21 protein-coding genes are annotated in these 19050 nt (G+C 45.5%); 6 read left to right on the top strand and 15 right to left on the bottom strand.

The features are described 5' to 3' along the window. Positions 1-65: 65 nt before the first annotated feature. The 7 genes from B6A14_RS06440 to B6A14_RS06410 all read right to left on the bottom strand — a co-directional run bounded on the left by B6A14_RS06440 (position 66) and on the right by B6A14_RS06410 (position 5664). Positions 66-287, bottom strand: coding sequence for a hypothetical protein (locus B6A14_RS06440; RefSeq protein WP_087909677.1), 222 nt, complete (start codon positions 285-287; stop codon positions 66-68). Positions 288-402: 115 nt separating this feature from the next. Then, the gene (locus B6A14_RS06435; RefSeq protein WP_087909676.1) at positions 403-1050 is read right to left on the bottom strand and encodes a TorD/DmsD family molecular chaperone; all 648 of its coding nucleotides are present in this window, start codon (positions 1048-1050) and stop codon (positions 403-405) included. Further along, complete coding sequence (locus tag B6A14_RS06430; RefSeq protein WP_087909675.1) at positions 1047-3137, bottom strand: 4Fe-4S binding protein; 2091 nt, start codon at positions 3135-3137, stop codon at positions 1047-1049. Before B6A14_RS06430 ends, B6A14_RS06435 begins: the two co-directional genes overlap by 4 nt. 11 nt (positions 3138-3148) lie before the next feature. Then, positions 3149-3697: a DUF3306 domain-containing protein gene (locus B6A14_RS06425; RefSeq protein WP_087909674.1), complete on the bottom strand. Its 549-nt coding sequence runs from the start codon at positions 3695-3697 to the stop codon at positions 3149-3151. After that, the gene (locus tag B6A14_RS06420; RefSeq protein ID WP_236635680.1) at positions 3697-4218 is read right to left on the bottom strand and encodes a DUF3305 domain-containing protein; all 522 of its coding nucleotides are present in this window, start codon (positions 4216-4218) and stop codon (positions 3697-3699) included. Before B6A14_RS06420 ends, B6A14_RS06425 begins: the two co-directional genes overlap by 1 nt. 32 nt (positions 4219-4250) lie before the next feature. Then, a complete protein-coding gene (gene apbC / locus B6A14_RS06415) occupies positions 4251-5339 on the bottom strand; it encodes an iron-sulfur cluster carrier protein ApbC (RefSeq protein ID WP_087909672.1) in 1089 nt (362 codons plus the stop codon). A 130-nt stretch (positions 5340-5469) separates the two neighbouring features. Continuing rightward, the gene (locus B6A14_RS06410) at positions 5470-5664 is read right to left on the bottom strand and encodes a heavy-metal-associated domain-containing protein (protein ID WP_087909671.1); all 195 of its coding nucleotides are present in this window, start codon (positions 5662-5664) and stop codon (positions 5470-5472) included. Positions 5665-5715: 51 nt separating this feature from the next. Between B6A14_RS06410 and B6A14_RS06405 the strand changes: the two genes are divergently transcribed. Next, complete coding sequence (locus B6A14_RS06405) at positions 5716-7989, top strand: heavy metal translocating P-type ATPase (RefSeq protein WP_087909670.1); 2274 nt, start codon at positions 5716-5718, stop codon at positions 7987-7989. Between the two features lie 7 nt (positions 7990-7996). On the opposite strand, the gene B6A14_RS06400 is transcribed toward B6A14_RS06405, so the two are convergent. Further along, positions 7997-8794 carry a DUF3047 domain-containing protein gene (locus tag B6A14_RS06400; protein WP_087909669.1) on the bottom strand — a complete coding sequence of 266 codons (798 nt, stop codon included), beginning with the start codon at positions 8792-8794 and terminating at the stop codon, positions 7997-7999. Between the two features lie 48 nt (positions 8795-8842). On the opposite strand from B6A14_RS06400, the gene B6A14_RS06395 reads away from it, so the two are divergent. Genes B6A14_RS06395 through B6A14_RS06375 form a run of 5 tightly spaced genes read left to right on the top strand, consistent with a single transcriptional unit; the run spans position 8843 to position 14384 of the window. Then, complete coding sequence (locus B6A14_RS06395) at positions 8843-10339, top strand: glycosyltransferase family 39 protein (RefSeq protein WP_087909668.1); 1497 nt, start codon at positions 8843-8845, stop codon at positions 10337-10339. Positions 10340-10389: 50 nt separating this feature from the next. After that, entirely contained in the window at positions 10390-11433 is a 1044-nt protein-coding gene (locus B6A14_RS06390) for a lysylphosphatidylglycerol synthase transmembrane domain-containing protein (protein ID WP_087909667.1), read from the top strand. An 18-nt stretch (positions 11434-11451) separates the two neighbouring features. Beyond that, positions 11452-12711, top strand: a complete 1260-nt coding sequence (locus B6A14_RS06385; protein ID WP_087909666.1) for a glycosyltransferase family 9 protein — start codon at positions 11452-11454, stop codon at positions 12709-12711. A gap of 5 nt (positions 12712-12716) precedes the next feature. Then, positions 12717-13508: a phosphatase PAP2 family protein gene (locus B6A14_RS06380; protein WP_087909665.1), complete on the top strand. Its 792-nt coding sequence runs from the start codon at positions 12717-12719 to the stop codon at positions 13506-13508. Positions 13509-13514: 6 nt separating this feature from the next. Continuing rightward, positions 13515-14384 carry a 23S rRNA (adenine(2030)-N(6))-methyltransferase RlmJ gene (locus tag B6A14_RS06375; RefSeq protein ID WP_087909664.1) on the top strand — a complete coding sequence of 290 codons (870 nt, stop codon included), beginning with the start codon at positions 13515-13517 and terminating at the stop codon, positions 14382-14384. A 19-nt stretch (positions 14385-14403) separates the two neighbouring features. Here the strand turns inward: B6A14_RS06375 and B6A14_RS06370 are convergent, their stop codons facing one another. The 7 genes from B6A14_RS06370 to B6A14_RS06340 form a co-directional block, all read right to left on the bottom strand. Next, positions 14404-14970: an SOUL family heme-binding protein gene (locus B6A14_RS06370; protein WP_087910299.1), complete on the bottom strand. Its 567-nt coding sequence runs from the start codon at positions 14968-14970 to the stop codon at positions 14404-14406. Between the two features lie 69 nt (positions 14971-15039). Continuing rightward, positions 15040-15984 (bottom strand): LD-carboxypeptidase, encoded by a 945-nt coding sequence (locus B6A14_RS06365; RefSeq protein WP_087909663.1) that lies wholly within the window; start codon positions 15982-15984, stop codon positions 15040-15042. Continuing rightward, positions 15981-16439 (bottom strand): tRNA adenosine(34) deaminase TadA, encoded by a 459-nt coding sequence (gene tadA / locus B6A14_RS06360; RefSeq protein ID WP_087909662.1) that lies wholly within the window; start codon positions 16437-16439, stop codon positions 15981-15983. Before tadA ends, B6A14_RS06365 begins: the two co-directional genes overlap by 4 nt. Next, a complete protein-coding gene (gene queD / locus B6A14_RS06355) occupies positions 16440-16904 on the bottom strand; it encodes a 6-carboxytetrahydropterin synthase QueD (RefSeq protein WP_087909661.1) in 465 nt (154 codons plus the stop codon). A gap of 48 nt (positions 16905-16952) precedes the next feature. Then, positions 16953-17609, bottom strand: coding sequence for a 7-carboxy-7-deazaguanine synthase (queE, locus tag B6A14_RS06350; protein WP_087909660.1), 657 nt, complete (start codon positions 17607-17609; stop codon positions 16953-16955). A 21-nt stretch (positions 17610-17630) separates the two neighbouring features. After that, positions 17631-18344 carry a hypothetical protein gene (locus tag B6A14_RS06345; protein ID WP_087909659.1) on the bottom strand — a complete coding sequence of 238 codons (714 nt, stop codon included), beginning with the start codon at positions 18342-18344 and terminating at the stop codon, positions 17631-17633. Continuing rightward, complete coding sequence (locus B6A14_RS06340; RefSeq protein WP_087909658.1) at positions 18344-19045, bottom strand: hypothetical protein; 702 nt, start codon at positions 19043-19045, stop codon at positions 18344-18346. The genes B6A14_RS06345 and B6A14_RS06340 overlap by 1 nt, the downstream gene beginning before the upstream one ends. Positions 19046-19050 lie beyond the last annotated feature (5 nt).

The following is a 19050-nucleotide window of genomic DNA, read 5'->3' as shown; positions in this document are numbered from 1 at the left end:
TGTCCCTGAAAAAGTTTTTTTATTTATTTAGTAACAGTTAAAACAATATTTAGTAATGCAACTATTTACAGCATGGTGCTTTCGTAATACTTACGCATGTGAGCAGTAATCGTTTGGCCTTCGCCCTTACCTTTTACAGTGCTGCCAATTTCTTGGATGACGGCTTTACCAATAGAGGTTTGAGAGGCAACAGCAACAGCCCCTACAGTAGCGCCTGCACCAATAAAGAACTTACGGCGTGAAGGCTTGTTTTCTTCGCTTAAAGCAACTTTGGATTTTGTGCTCATGGCATGCTCCTTTTTAATTATTCTTGATATGGGACAAGTGTAATTCGTATTTGCATTTTTAGCATATATGTATATTCAATTGCACCTAAGGGTTTTCCCTCAAAATGATGCAACATCAAATCATGTCGAAGCTCTGTCCCTCGATTGCCAGGAATTCTCTAGTCAGCGCAGCGATTGGGCGATAGAGATGCATATCGGGAATACCCTCGATGGCATTACAAAAATCGTCACACCAAGGACGAATGTGGTCATTGAAAAAAACCCTTTGATTTGTAAGGTTTGATATCTCGACATCATCACCAGCAATCAAGTAGCGCATCACTTCACACAGAGCTGAGATATGGTCTTCAGTCTCAGTCACCTCCTCGGCAGCCTCAAGACCAAACTCCTCAAGTGCCCTACGAATATTGACGAGCGGCTTCTCGTTTAAGTGTCCTGCCATGTAATAAGAGCCATTGAGAACAACGTTAGGCTTACCAACACTAATGAAATTCAAATCAAACTCATCATGCCAAGCTTTGGCAGGATTATTTTTAGCTACCTCAACCACATCCATCCAGACTTTAGCTAAAGGCGCCTCATCAGCAGCCTCCTGCTGATTGGCGGTTGCAGCAATTTGATCCAAAAGCTCTTGATCTGGTGGTAATTGAAAAAATCTGGCAATTAAGCCATAGAGGTCAGCCCTAGCTAAATCCTCTGGTAAACCGATATCGCCAACCTCTGTTGAGGACTGCTCTTTTACTTCTTTTGAGATTTCGCTCATGTTTCTTTCTTCACCATATCAACTACTCGACAATCACCGCACATCTTGAGTCTATCCATTGCCGCGCCCGCAAATGCGCCATGAGCACCTAACTTAGTCAACATGAGATCAACCATCTTCAGAGTTCCAAAGGCTTTACCGCAGCTAATGCAATGAAAAGCCTGGGTCTCGTTAAGCGTTGTTTTTTGCTTGCGCTGTTCTACAGTTTGCAAACGGGGGTTTAATGTCAAAGCTTGCTCTGGGCATGTCTGAGCACAGATGCCGCATTGCACGCACTGCTTCTCAATAAAAGAGAGGATTGGCTCATCTGGGTTATCCAGGAGCGCGCCCTCAGGACAGCTGCTGACGCAAGACATGCACAAAGTGCAGGCGTCTTTGTTGATATTTAAACCGCCCAACAAAGATGAATTGGGTAGAGCGACGCCCGCCTCTGGCAATGGAGTCTTGGCTTGTTTTTGCAAATGCTCAAGCACTGCCTCAATCGTTTCACGCTTTTGATTAGATAAACCAAAGCTGGCAGGGGTGCAAATCGTACTCAAGGCGCCTCGCTGACGCATAGCACCCATTGCATTAGATACTGTTTGTAAATCGTCAGTGGATTGAGCCGCGATTAAATGAATGCGCTCATCAAAGCCATAAGCCTTCAATATTGCATTGGTAAGATGAGCCTGCTCTTCAAGAGTTGCGCGATAAGCGGGATCCTCGTCACCACTTAATAGCAAGACCACTTCTGTAAAGCCGTAGGTGAGAGCGCCAAGCCATAGATCTAAGCCGGTAGACGCAATATGCTCAATCCCATATGGAATAACAAATGACGGCAAAGCCTCAAATTGTTTAGGCATCACGTGGGCAGTGCGGCCCAAGCCATCAATCATTTGAGTGCCAGCTTTTAAGGTATGCAAGAGCAGACTTGGCGCGGCAGCTTGATTAAGCTTTTTAGCCTCGGCAGTAAATACTGTAGCAAGCGTTTTTAATTCTTTTCCTTGGTGGGGTACGCTAGGGTAGTTGTAACGCATTGCACCTGACGGGCAAGCTGTGGAGCATGCTCCACAGCCCATACAAAGATTCGGATTGACATCAACACTGCCTTGACCATTTTTGAATATAGAGCCAATGGCACCTGTCGAACAAACATCAATACAAGCGCTACAACCTACTTTACCGTTGCGGCCATGCGCGCAAATTTTTTCGTTATAGACAAAATATTTTGGCTTCTCAAACTCACCTACCATCTCCAGCAATTGATTTACTACCATCGCCTGATCTAGCGGATCCTTACCCGGTGCGAAATATCCCTGAGGTGTTTGGCTCATACGCATCTTGGGATCAGTGCGCAAATCCAAAATCAAATCAAACTCTGCATTACGCGCACGCTCCTTACGATCAAACGAGATTGCGCCAATACTTGCGCACGCAGTGACACATGAACGATGCGACTTACATTTATTTAAATCAATCTGAAAGGAGAGATCAATCGCACTCTCTGGGCAAGCTTCAACGCAAGCGCCACAACGAGTACACATCTCTGGATCAATTGGGTTCTCGAGATCCCAATCAACAGAAAAATTGCCAAGGTAACCATCCAGCTTAGTCACTTTACCTGTATAGATTGGATAGTTACGTACCAAAGGTAAGTCACCAGGCTCGGTACACAAAACAGAAATATCTAATGAAGCACCGAGCTTTTCTGCCCAAGGCAATGCCAAAGATCCTGCGCCAACAATTAAGAGCCTACCTTGGCTTTGATAATTGACGACGGGAACGGGCTCAGCTTCCGGCATGTCAGCCAAAGCAAGTAAAGATGCAATCTTCGGCCCTGATAGTTTGGCCTCTTGAGTCCAGCCAGCAACCTCACGAATATTGACAAAACGCAGAGGAGCCACCAAAGGCTTTTCTGACTGCTCAGCTAACTCATTAAATAGCGCACCCTCTTGGGTGCAGGCAACCACTAATGAATCAGATCCATCAAGCGCCTTTAAGAAAGTGCTGACCTCTTGTCTACATAAGGAGTGATGCACTGGAACGCCAAGCGCCTTTGTATCCAAAGGCATGGTGCCATTGCAGTTACATACTAATTTTTGACTCATGCACTATCTTCTTAAGTTTTTTTCTGGGCAGGCTCTATGGGTACTTCATCCAAATGAGCAGATTTTGTCTGCGCCGTTGAATCTGTGGATGTTAAATCAGTTTGGTCTTGAGCCTCCAAAAGCTTCTCATTGGGTTGAGAGGACGCTATTTGCTCTTCTGCCTGCTTTTCCCCTTCGGCCGTAGCATCAGGCTTACTGAAAAGCCCGAGCATATCGCTTTGCACCATTCGTTCGAGCATGCCTGGGGGTAAAGGATCAGGCTTGGAATAGTCATCTATATAGATGTCTAGGCCATCCATCACATTGAAACGTGGATCGGTAAACATCTTTTTGAGCGCAGCCTGCTGCACAGCAGGATCTACATCTGGCCTCATGAAGGCGGAGAAATCAGGATCAAAACGATCAATCTTCTCCACATCCTCCAAGGTTACCGGTGGAGGAGCTGGTTCCTCTGGAGAAACTGGCGTTGGGCTCTTAGCAACTTCTTTGGGCTGCTCTACCGGATCATCTAACTTTCCAGCCTTACGCTTTGACCAGCGACTTAAGAAACCCTCAGCCATTATTCCTCCGCTGGGCGCTGGGCACCCTTGAATGAGGCTGGCTTATGTCGCTTCTTTGGCTCAGGCCGATAGTTTTCATTAACGTACTCTTGCAACCAAGAAGCATGCTCATTACTCATTGGGATGGTATCAACTGACTCTCCACCATCAAGTAATCGGGCAGCCTCGTTATAGCTCACGCAAATTCGATGTGGCACTGCTAACGTTATTTCAGCTTTAGCAAGAGAAAGAGATTGCTCATCAACATAATGCTCAATGTCTTCCTCCAATCTCCACATCACAAACCATGCCGGTGTAGTCGCTGAAACATTGAGATAGTAGCCTTCAGCTTCGTCAGGAAAAAGATTTAATTCAAAGCCGGTAAACAACCAAGACTCACCATCGTCATCTCGCCCCAGAAATTGACCTGATATAGAACTACTTTCCAGGCTTTGTGGATTGAATTGTCCAAAATCAGGCAAGACCTCCCGAGGCACCCATCGATATGAAACCCATGGGTTATCCAGATTTTGTTTACGCATTAATACTGCAAAGCGCATAAATACTCAGGACCTCAAGTGTTTTGAACAACAATGCTTGGAAATTTACTACTCATATCTTTAGACAGAGTAGCAACACGAATAGCAACTTGTCGAGCGATGTTCTTATAGATCGCGCTAATAGCGCCATCAGGGTCGGCCACTACGGTTGGACGCCCAGCATCAGCCTGCTCACGGATCGATAAGTTGAGTGGTAATGCGCCTAAGAAATCAACGCCATACTCTTTACACATTTTTTCACCACCACCGCTACCAAAAATATGCTCTTCGTGTCCACACTTTGTACAAACATACGTACTCATATTTTCAATGATGCCAACAATGGGCACGCCCACCTTCTCAAACATCTTCAAACCCTTGCGAGCATCTAATAAAGCAATGTCCTGGGGAGTAGTCACAATCACCGAACCAGTCACAGGCACTTTTTGTGACAGGGTTAACTGAATATCACCAGTGCCTGGGGGCATGTCCACAATTAAATAATCTAAATCACGCCAGCGAGTTTGACGAAGCAGTTGCTCTAGAGCGGAAGTGACCATGGGACCGCGCCACACCATCGGCGCATCTTCCTCAATCAAGAAACCAATAGAGCTAGCTTGCAAGCCATGACCTTCCATTGGCTCAATCGTGTTTTCTTCAATAGATTCTGGTCGACCAGTAATGCCAAGCATCATTGGTTGACTTGGCCCATAAATATCAGCATCCAATATTCCGACTTGTGCACCCTCTGCAGCAAGAGCCAAAGCTAAGTTCACAGCGGTAGTGGATTTACCTACTCCGCCCTTACCACTAGCAACAGCAATAATATTTTTAACGCCAGGCAATAACTTCACGCCACGTTGCACAGCATGCGCAACAATTTGGCTGCTCACATTGACGCTGACATTTTTAACGCCGGGCAATTCGCGCACAGCATTAATGACAGACTTACGAATGGCATCAAACTGACTTTTAGCGGGATAACCCAAAACGATATCAAACGTGACATCGCCATCTTCAACACGCAAATTCTTGAGATTCTTGGCTGTTACAAAGTCAATCTTAGTATTAGGGTCCAGCAAATTCTTAATGGCACCTTGTACAGCTTCTACAGTTACTGACACTACTTTCTCCTATACCCAGCTATTCCGAATGAATACCCAGAATTACTTTTGTTAATTTTATTGAATAGCGACTAGATTAACCGCACCAGCAAAACCTTGCTTAACAAGCGGTTATGGCCTACCTGGCAGTTTATTGAGTAACTGGAAAACCTGCGTCCGCAATGATCTGGCTAGCTTGCGCAGCCGACAAAGAAGTTTCAAGATCAACCACTTGGGATGCTAAATCAGCCTGTACCTTGGCTTGCGGATCCTGGGCTTGAATTGCCCGAGTAACAGCATTAATACAGCCCCCACAAGTCATTCCAGACACTTTTAAACTCAACATATAAGCCTCTTTTGCTGTAAATATGGTCCTATGCAGTAGATTATCTTCTATATGAGCACCCCAAAAGAGATCCATTCTGAGTTATTTACTCTAGATATCGGTGGAATGACCTGTGCATCCTGTGTAGGCAGGGTTGAAAAAGCCCTAGATAGGATCCCCGGCGTGGAAGCTGCCAGTGTCAATCTGGCGACTGAACAAGCCAGAATTCGTCTGAATGCATCATCGCCCACAAAAATTGGAGAAGTCATTGCAGCAGTCCAAAAGACTGGCTATGAAGCCCAATTAAGTGAACCCCATGCAATTACTGCACTGAAACCCTCACAATCCTTTTGGGGCAGCGATGGCTTGGGAAGAGTTTTATTAGGCTTTGCTCTTGCCGCCCCATTATTTTTACCAATGCTTCTCATGCCGTTTGGAATTCATTGGGCACTCTCACCAAAATGGCAATTACTGCTCGCTAGTCCAATTCAGTTCTTTTTAGGATGGCGTTTTTATAAAGCCGGATTTAAATCACTGATGTCTGGCGTTGGCAATATGGATCTACTAGTTGCACTCGGTACTAGTGCCGCCTATGGTTTAAGTATTTATCAAATGCTAGTCTCACCCCATGCATCACATGAACTGTATTTCGAGGGATCAGCAGTCATCATTTGTATGGTGCTTTTGGGTAAGTGGCTAGAGGCTCGTGCCAAGCAGCAAACTAGTGAGGCAATTCGAGCGCTGCAAAAACTATGGCCAGCGCACGCCAAAGTTCTCGACTCTCACATCGAAGTTGCAGATGGTGCCCCACTAGATCAATATCGCGAACTCCCACTAGAGCAGGTCTTTCCGAAAGATCGCGTATTAGTAATGCCAGGCGAACGGATCCCTGTGGATGGCCTGATTCTGCTTGGCAGCAGCCATGTAGATGAATCCCTCCTTACTGGTGAAAGCGCACCAGTTAAAAAATCCGTTGGTCTAACAGTCATTGGCGGATCTCTCAATGGCGAGGGTGTCCTAGTCATTGAAGCCCAAGCTGTTGGCGTTGAGAGCGTCCTTTCTAAAATTATTTCTTTAGTAGAAGATGCGCAAACTCAGAAAGCACCAATTCAAAAATTAGTAGATCAGGTTAGCGCAATCTTTGTACCGAGCGTCATTGTGATTGCCATCATCACGGGATTAATCAATTGGTTTTATTTGGATTCTGCATCGATCGCAATTTTAAGAGCAGTGTCTGTACTGGTGATTGCCTGCCCATGCGCTCTTGGTTTAGCAACACCTGCAGCCATTATGGCGGGTACTGGCATTGCTGCCCGCTTTGGCATTTTGATTAAAGACCCCCAAGTGCTTGAACTTGCACATCGCTTAAATATCGTTGCCTTTGATAAAACAGGAACACTGACGATTGGCAAACCCAGACTTCTCAATTTAATTTCATTTACTAGTTCAGCTGATGATGACGCCATCTTGGCGAGTGCTGCAGGTTTGCAATTAGGCAGTGAACACCCTTTAGCTAAAGCTTTGCTGAATGGAGCCAAGCAAAAAGGAGTGAATCCCATCCCGCCTTTAGAAAGCAAGGCGCTACCAGGCATCGGCATTAGTGGCAAACCTAGTAATGGCCCATGGGCGGGCGAGGCCCTCTGCTTACAAAGCGTTGCATCACTCGAGTCAAACACACATCAAGCGGAGGTTATTCAAAAGGCTCAAACTTGCTTTGAGGCTGGGCAGACTGTCTCTGTATTAATGAATGTATCGACGTCATCACCGATTGCGATCATTGCCTTTGGCGATGAACTGAAAAGTAATGCCAGTGAGGCAATCGCATCTTTGCATCAACTACAGATTCGTACCGTCATACTCTCTGGAGACAATACTGCAGCAGCAAATCGTGTAGGTCACCTCATCGGTATTGATGAAGTCTTTGCACAAATCTTGCCAAACAACAAGGCAGACATTATTCGAAAACTGCAATCATCTAATAAGAATGGGAAGCGCCAATGGGTAGCTATGGTAGGTGATGGTGTGAATGATGCTCCGGCTCTTGCTACAGCAGATGTTGGCATGGCCATGTCTACTGGCACAGATGTTGCCATGCAAGCCGCAGGAATTACTTTAATGCGCGGAGACCCTAGCTTAGTTGCTGATGCGATCGATATCTCCAAGCGAACCTGGAAAAAGATTCAGCAAAACTTGTTTTGGGCCTTTATTTTTAACTCCACTGGAATTCCCCTCGCAGCTCTAGGCTACCTATCACCAATGCTGGCAGGTAGCGCTATGGCGCTTTCCAGCTTTTGCGTACTCAGTAATGCACTGCTACTAAAACGCTGGCGCCCTTCTCATGCCTAGGTAATTTTTATTTCGGATTCTTGCGAATGAGTTCAATATCGCCGTAGATGGCACGCGCTTCTGATTTTGTGTTGTCAGTATCAGTCAGCAATGCGATTCCAATAATCTCTCCCGGAGTTTCGCCATAGGCTCGCTTGTAATCAGCGGTAAGGTCACGTTGATGGTTGTGCCAGCTTCCTAAATTTTCCCAGCCAGAGTCGACCACAATCATCTTGATACGTGAGGTATGCGCATTAGTAATAATTGTGTCTACAGGAGATTTACCCGACCAGATATACATCAGTGTTGCATAAGGCATTTCTTGACCGCTAATGAGGCTGGCCATCTCAAAGTTCATTTTTTCCTTCAACGGCAATTTAGATTTATTGCCATCAAACGCAACCAAGATTCTGAGGGGCGCATCATCGTTATAACGCTCTGCATTATCGGCCTCGGGAATAGAACTCAAAGCCTTCCACTCCCACTGTAGCCATAAATTATTTACTTGCCTTGGGCGCAGTTTTACTGCCAAACCCGATGCAGATGTTTTGGAATTAGCACTCAAAACAGTTCTGCCTTGGTAACTCTCAAGACGGTAAACGGTATTCTTTTTATAAGGCGCTATGCGATAAAAATTCCAGCCATTCGGCATGCCGCTACGAGCAGTCTCGGCAGAAAATTTAGGTAATTCGTCCTGCGCTGGAAGCTTATTAGGATCAAAAGCCTGTCCAAACTCATCCTGAACTGATCCGCCACCAAAACCTGCACAGCCAGCTAATGCAAGCAGCGTAAAGAGCATCAAGAGATATAAAACACGTTTGAACATATTACTAATTGTCCCAAAGAATTTCCCGAGTAAGTCTAAAATCGGTTTATGCGCCATCAATCACCTTCAAGCTGGGCGGCAATCTGCATTTGTATAGCAGCGCTAGTTCATTTTGCCCTAGGTTTCTCAATTGAATTTTCGGTTGATGAAGCCCACTACGCCTTATATGCTCAGCATTTAGCTTGGAGCTATTTTGATCACCCACCATTGGTGGGCTGGATCCAGTGGCCGCTGGTTGCCCTTACTTCTTCAGAGGGTTTAATTCGTCTAGTGCCTGAATTTCTCTGGGCAATCGCCTGTTTTCTAGTTTACCTAGTCACACTAGAAATTCACCGCTATATCCAAGGCAGAAACTCCGGCTATCTCACTAGTGCACTACCTTCTGCTAACGCTTGTGGTTTGATGGCTGTTCTCGCCATTATTGCTGCGCCAATGCCCCATGTTCTGGCAATTGGTTTATTACCAGATACTTTATTGGCGCCCTTAAGTCTTGGTCTGATGTTAATGGCGCTGCGTTGGTTAATTCAAGATCACTTCACGATTGGTGATTGGTTATTGACTGGCGCATTACTTGGATTAGCTGGCCTGAGCAAATACACCGCCATCTTTACTGCCTTTGCTCTACTTCTCGTATTAATTAGCGCCCGTAGAAAACCCTGGATCGGAAAAATAGGTTTTTGGTTAGCCGCTATTCTTGCTCTACTCTTAATTAGCCCTGTCCTGTATTGGAATTGGGTCAATGACTGGATTTCATTTAAATATCAGATCGCCCATGGCAGCGGTGGTGAATGGTTATGGCGAAGATTAGGCGCATTCCTTGGAATTCAGATTATTGCGTTCGGCCCGCTACTCATCATAGGTAGCTATATCTTTCTCAAAGACTGCATGCATGGAACCAAGCTATCTTTATTGTCTTTGCTTGGATTCTTTTTTATTCCCTTTGTTATTTTTGCAAGTCTCTCTGGTGGCGGTAGCCTACCCCACTGGACAACACCTGCATGGTTTTGTTTGGCACCGTTTGCTGGCATTGGTTTAGCAAAGGCTTGGTCTATTCAGCATCGCACTGTCATACGTCTTTTATTCATATTACAAATTGCACTTTGCCTAATTGGCTTTGGATTTGTTTTATCTGGTGGCATTAGCTCAGCATCCATTAAATCCAATCCAATTGCTGATCTTTATGGCTGGAAGAGCGCAGGCCAAAAAGCTGCTGAATTAACTCAAGCCACCAAAGCTGATGGTATTGCCGTGCAAAATTGGACTTTAGGAAGTCGAGCTGCCTGGTACGCAAAACCGATCCCTGTATTTGTACTTGATCAAAGAAAAGATCAATTTGACCTCTGGTTTGGAGAACTTCCTTCGGGGGCAAATATCCTGCTGATTCATTGGTCAGGCATGTCATTTCCGCCTCCCATTGCTACGAAAGCAGGCTTTGAGCGCTGTGAGCCTCTGGATAACCTAGAAATCCAGCGCTTTGGCCGGGTATTGTCTAAATTTGACTTTAGCCTTTGCAGTAATTGGCAAGGACCATCCGCAGCAGAGTAATTCCCCTCAAATTCAGGACCTTAGGCGCCCAAAGCATTATCCTTACGCCTATGAGTTCAATACCCCAATCCACCCCCAAAACCCCTTCTGGGTGGAAATCAATTCTGAAGCGCGCATGGCCCACCATCCGTATTCTGCTTTCGATTGCACTTCTCTGGAAAGCAACCAGCGGAATTGACTGGCATACCTTATTAGATTCAGAAATCAAAATGGAGCCAATTTGGTTTTTGGCTGCCTTAGCTAGCATGATGACTGCATATGTTTGTGGCGGTTACCGCTGGGGATTATTTATGCAGGCAGTCGGATTTCCGCGTCGCATTCATTCCTATATTGGCCTGTATTTTGCTGGTGGGCTCATTAACCAAGGTCTTCCAAGTACATTGGGCGGAGATAGCTATCGCGCCATCACAGCAACCCACCTTACTACCTCAGGAAACTTTAGTGACCGCAAAGAGTTAGATGAAGAGCTTCACCACTCAGTAGACCTGGGACTTGCGACCCCCAAACTACGCCTTAGCTTTGCGATGACCTTAGTAGATCGCCTTCTGGGCCTAGCGGGTAATAATTTATTAGGCGGTATTGGCTTAATCATAGGTGGTGCCACTCTTGCCGCCTGGGGACAAGATTTAGGCTATGCCGTAATAGGCATCATGCTTTTGTCAGGAGTTCTCATTGCTCTCCTCTTAGCTTGGTCCAAAACCAGGCAGCTACTACAAACATTATTAAACCGACTCCAAATGAATAATGCAATGCCAGGAATTCAATTGGCATTTTCTTGGCCAACCAATATTGCACAAGCTTTTTTAGCCGTTGGAATTCACTGCCTGACTATTCTGACGCTACTGTTCTGCATGAAGGCATATGGAGTTAATGCGCCAATTGAGGGTTTAATGATTGGCCTGCCAGCCTTAAGCCTACTACTGATGTTGCCCATTAGTATTTCCGGATGGGGATTGCGTGAAGCCACCCTATCCTCCGTATTGGCACTCTGGGGTGTTAGTCCCTCATTAACTGTATTGGCATCTATTAGCTACGGCGCAATTACTGTTTTATCAGTGCTGCCTGGTGCATACTTTTTACTAAAACGAAAATAATTCCTTTAGAGCAAAACTATGACTATTAGCGTCAATACCATGCGTGCCATCGATCATTGGGTCGGTGTGCCACTCTGCGCAATCGCTAGCCCATTAGTAGCCCTCATGGATGGTGTAAAGAATATCTTTGGCCGCGAGTTGGAGACTCCCAAGAAATTACTTTTCATTGAGCTCTCAGAAATGGGTAGCGCGATTTTGGTTGATCCGGCTATGCGTAATGCACAGTCTCGTGGCGCTGAACTTTTCTTTCTCATCTTTAAGAGCAATCGTGCCAGTCTGACTCTACTCAATACCGTCAAACCAGAAAATATTTTTACAATTGATTCCTCTAGCTTGGGTGGTTTGATTAAAGATACCTTACGTTTTTTAATCATCGCACGCCGTCATCGGATTGATACTGTCATTGATCTCGAGCTATTCTCACGCTTTACCGCCCTGCTCACCGGCCTATGTGGCGCTAGACGCCGCGTGGGTTATCACATCTTTCATGGCGAAGGCTTGTGGCGTGGCTTCATGCTCACCCGTAAGGTGCACTACAACCCTCATATTCACATCACTAAGAACTTTCTTTCTTTAATTCATGCGGCCTTTGCAAAACACATTGAAGTGCCGTTTAGCAAAATTCAGATTCCAGACTCTGAGGTACGTTTAGTGCAAGCTGTCATTGACCCAAAGGCACTTATTAACGTTCGCGAGCGAGTTGAAAAATTGGCTAAGGAATCTGGGGTTGAATATATTCATGGTAAGCATCGCTTAATTCTGATTAACCCAAATGCCAGTGATTTACTACCGCAACGCCGCTGGGCGCAGCAGCGCTTTTCTGAATTAATTCAAGGTGTTCATCAACAATATCCGAGTGATCTGATTTTGATCACAGGCTCCCCTGCTGAATTTGCATATGTAGAAAAAGTTCGTACAGTAGCTAATATTAAAAACGCTTTGAACTTTGCAGGTCAAGTGAGTTTTGCAGAGTTACCGCCGCTTTACACCCTATCGGATGTCATGGTGACCAATGACTCTGGTCCAGGTCACTTCTCAGCAGTTACTTCGCTAAGAACTGTTGTTCTCTTTGGACCGGAAACTCCCGCTCTATATGGCTCCGTAGGAAACTCGATTGCAATCACGGCAAACTTAGCATGCTCTCCATGTGTCAGCGCAGCAAATCATCGCAAAACGCCTTGTCAGGATAATGTTTGTATGCAAGCAATTACAGTTGCTCAAGTCTTAGAGAAAGTCACCATTCAGCTACAAGATGCAGATAAGACTAAAGGTCAGTAAGCAGGATGGACAAAAAGGCTATTCCAGTATTAGCTTGGTTCATTCCAATAGCCCCGCTAGCACTCGCATTTGCAATCTATTTTGGCGAATTCCAAAGCAGTAGCTTTCTATTTCTGAATCAATTAGCAAGATCACTACCGGACACACTTTGGGCATGGCTGACATTTCTAGGGAATGGATGGGGCGTGTTTGCTCTTGCCTTTCCACTTCTATTGTTAGCACCTCGCGCTTTCAGTGCAGCAGTTTTTGCAGGCTTTATCTCTGCTATTACCAGTCCTCTTCTCAAAAATTATTTTGATCTTCCAAGGCCTGCTGGGGTTTTAACAGAGGGTAGTTACTACCGCCTTGGCGAACCCCTGCTCCACAAGGCCTTTCCCTCTGGTCATACACTAACGGCTTTTGCTATTGCTGCAGCCTTATATTTTGCTTTTGATAAAGATAAGCGTAAGCTTTTATTAATCCTCTTTGTGATTGCAGCTTTCGTTGGGCTATCGCGCAGCGCCATTGGGGCCCATTGGTTAACTGATGTATTGGGTGGCGCAGGATTTGGAATATGGTGCGGGATGTTAGGGGCTTTATTTGCTAATCGCCTTCCTGAAAAATATCTTTCCCCTCGGAGTGCCTGGCTACGTATTGTGGCGATTGGTGGAGTTGCCGCAATCTATGCTCACCTAACGCAAATTATGGATCATGAGCTAAACCAGCCGCTGCAGTATGCCTCCGTGGTCATTTTGCTCATAACCTTAGTTTTATTTATTAAAGCTCAGTTTAATAAATCACTCACCAGTTCAGAGTGATTCACCATGTTTAGCTATCGACACGCGTTTCACGCTGGCAGTCATGCCGATATTCTGAAACACCTCACACTGATTCATTTAGTTGAATATCTTCAGGAAAAGCCTGGCGCACTAACGATTGTTGACACCCATGCCGGTGCTGGTATTTACAGCCTAAAAGATGGTTTTGCTGCTGTGAGCAAGGAAGCTGAGGGTGGAATATTTCGATTGCTCAAATTTATTGAAGCAGGCAATCCAACTGTAGAGAGTATTAGTAAGTATTTGGAGTTTATTTATGCAGAAAATATGGGGGGCGATCTTGCCACCTATCCAGGATCTCCTTTTATCTTGGCTCGCTTACTGCGACCACAAGATCGACTCAAGTTATTTGAACTTCACCCCAAAGAAATTGACATTCTTCGACACAATATTGGTGAGCTAAAACAAGCTAAGCAAATTGATATTTACGCCGCAGATAGCTTTAGTAGACTCAAAGGTTTGCTTCCCCCGCCCAGCAGGCGAGGCCTTGTTCTCATTGATCCCTCTTATGAAGATAAGCAAGACTACCGTTTTCTTGAAGCGGCGATGGAAGAGGCTCTGCAACGCTTTGCTACTGGCTGTTATGCAATTTGGTACCCCGCCCTCTCTAGGAGAGAATCGGCAGCGCTCCCAGATCGCATGAAGAAAATTGCTGCGAGTCATAAACGCTCATGGCTTCATACAGAATTGAGAATTGAGAATGCGCCTGGCGAGCGACGTCTTCAGGCTAGCGGAATGTTCATCATCAATCCTCCATGGACCTTAGAAAAGCATTTATCAGAGGCGCTACCTATTCTGACTAAGGCCTTAGGAGTAGATGGAGGTGCCCAATTTTTACTAAAGAGTTTTGAAGCTTAAGTGATTTACTGAAAGGCCTCTAGTCACGAACATCAATCATGATTTCGTTACGGCGCATAAAGGGTATCGACCAAGGTGGGTTGTAGCGTGCAAACCTCGGCACGCCAACTGCTTGAAGATTTTTACTCCGCATCCACTCTTCTAGCTCTAGTGTTTTTTCGGCGACTTTATTCTCGCTATTAAAGCCAGTAAAAACAATCACTGCGCGCTTTACAGCTGGGATCTGGCGCAACTGAACTCTTGGATTAAGCGGCTTAGGCAGGCTTTCCATAGTGTATTCAGATGGCATCACAAATGAAACTGTCCATTTCCCAGCATTTGATTCAATATTGACGGGTGCGGTCATCGCAATCTTTGCACTCTTAGGTGCCTGCTCTTCAACAGCTACTGGCACGGTCATCGCAATCTTTTCGCTCACCTGGTTCTGCCCAAAGATGTAGCCAGCAATTAGTCGAAAACCCTGGCTTGAGGCCTCGTCTAGATCACCTTCTGTTTGGGCTTCGGCCAATATCATCGGGGCATATGACCTAAGCTCAAATGGTGGATTTTTTTCTAAAACTGAAAATTTAGGCTCTTCGATTGCCATTACTGCCCCCATAAAAGTCAGCGTAATAGTGCTTAGAATAATTCTTGCAAAAAGATGTCTTAAAACCATTTACCAGCTTGCTTTAATAGTAAATCCACTAGGGCTGTAATCAAGAGTAGCTTGAGCACCCATTGGTAGTGTGAGCTTATTGGCTTGATGACCAAATGGTAGATCCGTCAAAATAGGAATGCTCTCAGGCAAACGCTTACGAATAGCTTCAATTGCGCGCTCTAATGAATACCCTTTGTCGTTGTCGTACAAACGATAGGCGGAGAAGCCTCCTAGAAGGATGGCCGACTGGTTGCCGAGTATTCCGGCATCCAGTAATTGCATCAGCATGCGTTCTATACGATAAGGATGCTCATTCACATCCTCTAAAAATAAAATGCCATTTTGGGTTTGCTGCTGAGAAGGTAGATAGGGAGTTCCCACTAGACCAGCTAAGACTGTCAAATTACCGCCCCATAACATCCCTGTAAGCTTATTGCCGCCGGAGTTCGCCAGAAATACTTGTGATGCGGATACGCTGCAATCGAGTTTTCGCTCTTGAATAGCAGATTGAAAGTGTTTCCACATAAAGCCATCAGGCTCTATTGCTTTGCCGGTATCATCGATCTTGCCAAAATCATAATTCAGCATTGGTCCGGATAAAGTGATGGCACCGCTCTTAGCCAACAAGCCCAATTGAAATGCCGTGAAATCACTGTGCCCGCAAATTTGCAATCCACTAGCAACTGCTTTAGAAATGCCAGTCCAATCAATATTGGGAAGCAAGCGATGAATACCATAACCACCCCGCATCGCCATTACTAGAGTCTGAGGATTGAGTGTCGCTAGAGTATTGAATTCATTTAAGCGTACCTCGTCGCTTCCTGCAAAACGCTCATGAACACGCTGCACACATTCTGCATTCTCAATAGCAATGCCTTGACGCTTTAGCCAATCGATCCCAGCTAAAGGACTTTTATCATCGAGACTTGCTCCAGAAGGGGCAATCAAGTGAATGGCTTTCAACGTCGTTCCTTAAAGAAATCACGCAGCAATTGACCGCACTCCTCACCCATCATTCCGCCTTCAATAACGGTCTGATGATTGATTTGTTTTGATGAGAATACATCTAAAACGCTACCAGCGGCACCGGTTTTGGGGTCTGCAGCCCCATAAACAATACGATCTACTCTAGCATGCAACATTGCACCAGCGCACATCGTGCAAGGCTCTAAGGTGACATAAAGGGTGGTGCCCGGCAAGCGATAATTCTCTTCAGATAAAGCTGCCTGTCTAAGTGCCAACATTTCGGCATGGGCACTTGGATCATGATTGGTGATGGGCTTATTAAACGCTTTAGAAAGTACTGCTCCATTGCGTACGATGACAGCACCCACAGGGACTTCACCAGCAATAGCAGCTAACTGAGCCTGCTCTAGAGCCTGCTCCATAAATTGGCGGTCAAGCTCTGCTTGGTTCATTTAAGGGTGATGTACGTCAGCCCAACAATTGGGAGTTTCATATAAACGAAGAGCAGAAAGCTCAAGGCGTCCACCAAAATTCTTGCTAAAGACTGGCTGCAAAATAGCAAAGGCGGCATTAGCTAAATTCTCAACAGTAGGAACATGCTCCATCACAACCGTTTTATGATTAGGTAGTGTTGCTAAAAATGCAACTACACTTTCATCCTCTTTAGCCACCAAAAATGCATGATCCCAAAGATCAACAATATATTGATTGGTGAGGCGTTTAATATCCCCAAAGTCGAGCACCATACCATCGTCAGCTTTACCAGGATGGTCTGCAACTTCTCCAGTGAGCGTAACTTCAATAGCATAGCGGTGCCCATGCAAATGCTTACATTGCCCATCATGATTGGGAATGCGGTGTCCTGAGTCAAATTCAAGACGGCGGGTAATGGAAATTGCAGGTTGTTTACTTGTCATTTAGATCTAATCAATACATTACTGGGCTTAGCTAGATTATCAAGCACCTTAGCGAATGCCTATGAGTTTATGAGATTGGAGACTCAATCTCCAAAGCGGGCGTTTCTGGCAAAGACTAATGGCTAATTCGGTATTCGTTTTAAGGTTTGGCCCATCCATAGGCTGCAGAAAGCGATTGCGGTAGTCCATCTTCTCAAAACGAGCCAATAACTTTTCCAATGAATCCTGCCCTTCTTGAGGAATCACCAACTTGAGTTCATTCGCTTGAAGAACAATTAAGTCAGAGCCAGCTTTAGGGCTGACGCAAACCCAATCAACCCCTTTGGGAACCTTGATAGTACCGTTTGTTTCAATTGCAATCTCGAAACCTTTTTCATGTAGCTTAGCAATCAGCTCGTCATCTAATTGCAAAAGCGGTTCGCCACCCGTGAACACGACATACCGTTGCTGAGGTCCTGCTGAGGTACTTTTCCATGCAGACTCGATTGCATTTGCTAGATCTATGGCAGATTCAAACTTTCCACCACCGTCACCGTCGCTACCTACAAAATCGGTGTCACAAAATTTGCAGATAGCAGTCGCTCGATCCTCCTCGCGACCACTCCATAAATTACAACCAGCAAAACGACAAAAAACCGCAGCACGTCCAGTGTGAGTGCCTTCGCCCTGAAGCGTAGGAAAGAGTTCTTTAACGGTATACACAATGCGTCTATTTTAAGCGCATTGCTACTTCCAGGAGACTAGCTCCCATTGCAGATAGTCTTCCCAGTGAGCGTCGGTCCAAAAATCACCAGACATCAAATAGCGTCCATACCCCCTGCGTATGACCCAGCGGCCAATTTCAGGGGCAAGCCATATATCCTCTTGACGATAACTTGCCATCCTAAAGACGTCGTTACTTTCAAAAGAAGGCATTTCATTATGGTAATGAAAGATTAGAAACTTTCCCGCCGGAACTTGAATTTGCTCCCAAGCGGCCCCTGCCATACTGAGCCCCCAATAATAATTGGCGTTTGGATAGTTCAGCACTTGATACTGAGTGTTATAAAACCGAGACCAACCTACTTGAAACTGCTCTGGCCAAAGAGGGATTCCCTTTTGAAATATCTGCGTAGGATTCCAATGCGGATCTTGCACAATCATTCCCCAAGATGATTGAATCTCGTCTGGAAGCTGGCCAGCATTCAGTCCTGACCTTTCAATACGAATTTCACTGCCAACTGAGACCACTCTCTCAGTTACGGTATCAAGAATTTCTTGATTAAATACATTGCGCACCTGATACACCCACTCCTGCCCAACTTTGGGCGCCCTAACGACAGGTGGTGATACTGGCTGGGCTACATTCACACCCTCAGGAAATGGTTGCGCAGATATGCACCCCGCCAAAATGATTGGGAGGAGCGAAACTAGAAATATTCGTAAGCGGTCTATTCTCATTACTTATAAGAGGTAAGTTGCCACTGATAGCTTCCCTCTTGAAACACAGCACCAATTGAACCTTGTATTTGATAAGAGCCTGATGCCTCTCTTGCGACCCAACGGCCAATTTGAGGAGCGAACCAAACTGTTTCCCTGCGAATGCAATCAACGATGTTGGGATCCGAATTTTCAAAGTTAATTAGATTCTGAAAACGGAGTGCAATAAAAACTCCTGCAGGAACTGTAATCTGCTCCCAACCCTGAACGCTCATATACTCCTGCCAATTCATCCTTGAATCTGAATATCCAGGAATACTGTATTTGGTAGTAAATTGCTTGCTCCAAGCAGTCGAGAGCTCAAGCGGCCATAAGGGTAATGAGGGGCTAAAGTTCAGTAAGCGTGGCCATTGCGTATCAGTAGCAACCATGCCCCAAGAAGTTTGAATCTCACTAGGGAGCATCCCACCATCCGCAGAACTGCGATCAATGACAATCGTCGAACCAATCTTCGAGACACGCTCGGTAATAATTCCAAGTGTCTTTCCGTTAAAAACATCTTTCTTGATATATGTCCACTCCTGACCAATCTGTGGCGGGCGAATATTGGGCGCAGGCTTCGGAGCGGGGACAGGGATACCTTTTTCATAAGATAGAGGAACGCCACACGCTACCGGAGCTAATGCGGCTGATGTAATGAATGTTCGACGAGATAAATTCATATGTT

The organism is Polynucleobacter hirudinilacicola (assembly GCF_002192535.1).
GTDB lineage: Bacteria > Pseudomonadota > Gammaproteobacteria > Burkholderiales > Burkholderiaceae > Polynucleobacter > Polynucleobacter hirudinilacicola.
The sequence above is the reverse complement of the archived record's forward strand: the minus strand, read 5'-3'. Positions and strand labels throughout refer to the sequence as shown.